Origin of the sequence: Salinadaptatus halalkaliphilus (assembly GCF_006543045.1) — an archaeon.
GTDB lineage: Archaea > Halobacteriota > Halobacteria > Halobacteriales > Natrialbaceae > Salinadaptatus > Salinadaptatus halalkaliphilus.
Map to the genome: position 1 here is coordinate 1 of NZ_RBZW01000046.1, position 3881 is coordinate 3881.

A 3881-nucleotide genomic window follows, 5' to 3' on the forward strand; every position below is an offset into this window, starting at 1 on the left:
CGATGACTCTGCTATCGACTGGCAGTTCACGACAGACGATGCACGCATCAAACTCCGCCAGCTATATCCAGCAAATCACGATTGAAGCGGCACTAGTCACGATCGAATGCGAGGACGAACATCAGTCACCTCTGGTGTCAACACGAGTGGTTTCGAGGTCGGTAGCTCTTGTGTCTCGTCCCTCGCACAATTTCAGAAATGCTGTCACATATGATGTAAATACATTATTTACTGAACTGCAAAAAGTTTTATATATTAGAATTATAAAGTCAACTCATGGATTCGATCCAGAGGCAATTGAGGGCTATTCGTGAAATGGGGGAGATCACTGTAGAGCTATTCGACGTTGGAAGTGTACCTGCATCGTTTGGGTGTCCAACAGACGAGGAGGGACATCTGATTCTCGAGGAGGACGATCGCTATAGGGAAAAATTGGAAGAAATGATTAGTGTATTGAGGGAACATGGTACACCACAAATCACAAACCCGCAGACGGGAACCGAAGCCGAACCATGGGAGGCTGCAAGAGCAATAACCGTAGAACAAAATATTGCTGAAAATGTACGGTCAAAAATTGATGTTGGATATCAGGCGAATGGTATGTGCGTTATTGAAGGTTCTATCATCAATGACGGGTCAGAAAGACAAGTGATCGACACGTTCCTTAACCATGGTGAGGAAGGAATCGATAATATCTCTCCACTCGATATCGGACGGCTAGTTGCTCGTGCAGAACTTATATCTTTAACAGATCATCTTGGATCGAGTGCGGACACAATAGACTACTGGATGATGGAAGAGTCACCTAGGGGTCTCTCGCAAATGACTCAGTCAGACTGGGCTGAAATAAGAGGTGTTAGCCGGCAGGCAATTAATGGACGGATCTCCTCTGCGAAACAAAAACTTGAGGAAGACAATTAGAGTGTCGATGTCTGTACCGAATACAATCCAGGAGGGAACCGATGATCTTGGGCGTGACATACAGCCCGAAGATTGGGCTCATCTACCAACAGGTACAGACCATGCGAAGCTCAGATGGCTTCAGCGCGGAACCGCACACAGTCTCACTGAGGCATGGCTGCATGGCTACCACGTTGGAGGGATCTCCTATAGTGGGACTTCCAAGCTCCATCCACCAAGTAGAACAATTCTAGTGGTGAAAGATGACAAAATAATCACGGTGTTGTGCAGTGAGTATACCTCATATACCGCTGATCACCTCGTCGTATGTGATACGTGCAACTTAGAATACAAACCGTCCAGGGACGATCGAAGTTGCCCGTGGTGTGAGGACGACCCAAAACAAGAGGGTGAGCTCTAATGGGTGCTGGTTATCCCAGTGACTGGAACCAACGGCGAAAGAAGATCTATCAAAGGGACAACTACACGTGTCAAGACTGTGGGGAAAAAGGCGGTTCCAGGGGTGATAGTGAGCTTCATGCTCATCATATTGTCCCGAAAAGCAAGGGTGGGAGTCACAAACTCAAGAATCTCACAACGCTTTGCAAGGACTGTCACGGTAAACGGCACAGTTGGATGGGAGCAACGACTCACCGGCCTCAGAAAGGGTTCTGGAGTCGAATGTATAAATCAGCTGATGAGGAACTGAACGAGTTCTATGGGGGATGCCCCAACTGTACTGAAGCTAATCTCACAGTTCGATGGGAACAAATAACTGCCAGAGAGGAAGCTAAAGTTCTCCAGTGCTCTTCATGTGGAGCAATGTACGATGAGAGAATCACACAGGATGGTGCACGGCAATATCTCGAATTAGTTCGTGTCGAAAATGCTGAACAAATAGAGCCGACAACTGCAGGAACTATTCAAGAGATCAAACGATACAGAATTCGAGGTAGGATGCATAGTCGGGCACAAGCAACTGATATCTTCGGTTCCTGCCCAACCTGCGGAAAGAGTGCTGCAGTAACACTCAACTCGATTTTATTTATAAAGTTCTTCAAATGCAACTCCTGTGGAACTAAGTTAAGAAAGAGAATATTGCGTTCTGAATGGATTATGACGAGTGGTAACGAGTCTGATGTCGGGTCTGTTCTACCATTATTCGAGTGGAAAAGGCAAGCGAGAGAACAATCCAAATCACGAGATGTTCCGGAAATTAAAAACTAACTTAATTCATCATGACACAAAACCTATTCAGAATCACGGTAGACGAACCGAATTACGGACAATTACTCGCATCTCCACCCACTGATACACTCTTCGACAAAGCCAATTTCTCTACCCAACAGGGCGCTCGACTTTGGGCGCAAAAAAGCAATGAGAAGGGGCAGAAGCTCTATGACTCGATGAAACCAGGTGACGGCCTACTGTTCTACAAAGTCAAGCGAGGAATTGCCGATGATGAACAATTGTACGTAGGCGTAGGTAGGGTCGGTGAGAAACATCGACTAACCGAAACACAGGCGGAGACTTTCTTCAAAACTTCAGTTGCGACACTCGCATACACTGTTACCGATTTCCAACCGATAAGAAAGACAGTCAAAGAAATCGAAACGATACTCGGGTACAGTTCCTATCCCCAGAGTAGTCATCGCGTTGTTGACAGTCGATACAACACTATCGACGAAGTGCTACAGAAACTCTCGCAGTAATCGCTCAGCTGAAACAATCTCAGTGGATTCTACAAGAGGCCTGAGGGTCAACGAGGCTTTCGTTGGCGTCACCCGATCGCGCACCTGGTGTACAGTCACCGGTGTCGAAAGCGAAGGCATCACCATACTGGAGGAAGCAAAACGCGTCTCTGCAGCCGTCTCACGCTCCAACCCAGAGATAACGTTTGAAATCCCCGACCCCAAGAAGATCAATGAAGTCCCGCTGCGGGAGGTCTGGGAGCACGAAGAGCAGGATTTTACGCCGTGGCTCCTCGAAAACGTTGATCAACTCGCATCGCTGATCGGCATCAAGATCGACGATGTCAATAGAGAAACCGTAGTTGGAGACTACACTGCCGATCTTGCCGGGACAGAACCCACAACGAGGGCTCCAGTGGTAATCGAGAACCAGTTCGGATCAACTGACCACGACCATCTCGGTAAGTTGCTAACGTATGCCGCCGGTATCGACGCCGAATTCGTCGTCTGGGTTGCTGAAGGATTTCGGGACGAACATCGATCCGTTCTCGACTGGTTAAACACCCGCAACTCCTCCGGGGCCCGGTTCTTCGGTGTCCGACCCCGTACCGTCAGCGTTGGTACTGACGACGCTACACTCGGATTTGAGTTCACCGTCGTTGTTGAGCCAAACGACTGGGAACGAGAACTCCGTGACCCACTCTCCGATATACTAACAGGAATTCAGTACTACATTGGAATAATGGGTCGGTGATAGGTATCTGTAGCCATGTTGCATTCTTTACCGAGGGAATCGTGAGAGGAGAGTATGGCATCCGAAAAACATATTGTCGTTTTCACGAGCGATGGGATTGTCGTGAAGGAAGAACGCCAGACGCCACTTTCGAGGGAGAAGAAGTACGTGACAGTTGACGAACTTGAATGGGATAACTTTCCGATCAACAATCTCACTATGGAGGTCACAGGGATCTGGCCTGTGAGAGGTGAAGACAATGAAAAGCTCGAAAAACTTGAGTTCGAGGTGACACGGCTTGATCGAACCATCGATCAGGTAGAGGAATCACGAACGGATGAGTTCTGGAGTGAAGTTGAGCAACACACCGGTATTGCATTTGCTGGTGAGGAAGTGTCGCTGAATGCGGACGAAGACCCCGAGGAGAACCTGGAAGCGTTCGTTGAGTTCCTTTTCGAGAGAGGTATGTGTTTAGCCCGAGCTGATTTCGGTACTCTCTCGTAGAAAGCGTTCAACGGACGCGATATGAACAGGCAGCAGACATCGGATACGACTCT

The 3881-nt window shown here is 48.2% G+C and carries 5 protein-coding genes and 1 pseudogene; all 6 read left to right on the forward strand.

Features of this window, described 5'->3' with window-relative positions:
- Positions 1–276 precede the first annotated feature (276 nt).
- The 6 genes and pseudogenes from D8Y22_RS15170 (at position 277) to D8Y22_RS15190 (ending at position 3828) form a co-directional block, all read left to right on the forward strand.
- On the forward strand, positions 277–921 hold the full coding sequence (locus D8Y22_RS15170) for a hypothetical protein (RefSeq protein ID WP_141465545.1): 645 nt from the start codon (positions 277–279) through the stop codon (positions 919–921).
- A gap of 399 nt (positions 922–1320) precedes the next feature.
- A pseudogene (locus D8Y22_RS22900) lies at positions 1321–1521 on the forward strand (HNH endonuclease); the annotation flags it as partial.
- A 60-nt stretch (positions 1522–1581) separates the two neighbouring features.
- Positions 1582–2127 (forward strand): hypothetical protein, encoded by a 546-nt coding sequence (locus tag D8Y22_RS15175; protein ID WP_246084461.1) that lies wholly within the window; start codon positions 1582–1584, stop codon positions 2125–2127.
- 11 nt (positions 2128–2138) lie between these two features.
- Positions 2139–2612, forward strand: coding sequence for an EVE domain-containing protein (locus tag D8Y22_RS15180; protein WP_141465547.1), 474 nt, complete (start codon positions 2139–2141; stop codon positions 2610–2612).
- A 22-nt stretch (positions 2613–2634) separates the two neighbouring features.
- Positions 2635–3345, forward strand: a complete 711-nt coding sequence (locus D8Y22_RS22905; RefSeq protein ID WP_141465548.1) for a hypothetical protein — start codon at positions 2635–2637, stop codon at positions 3343–3345.
- Positions 3346–3399: 54 nt separating this feature from the next.
- A complete protein-coding gene (locus D8Y22_RS15190; RefSeq protein ID WP_141465549.1) occupies positions 3400–3828 on the forward strand; it encodes a hypothetical protein in 429 nt (142 codons plus the stop codon).
- Positions 3829–3881 lie beyond the last annotated feature (53 nt).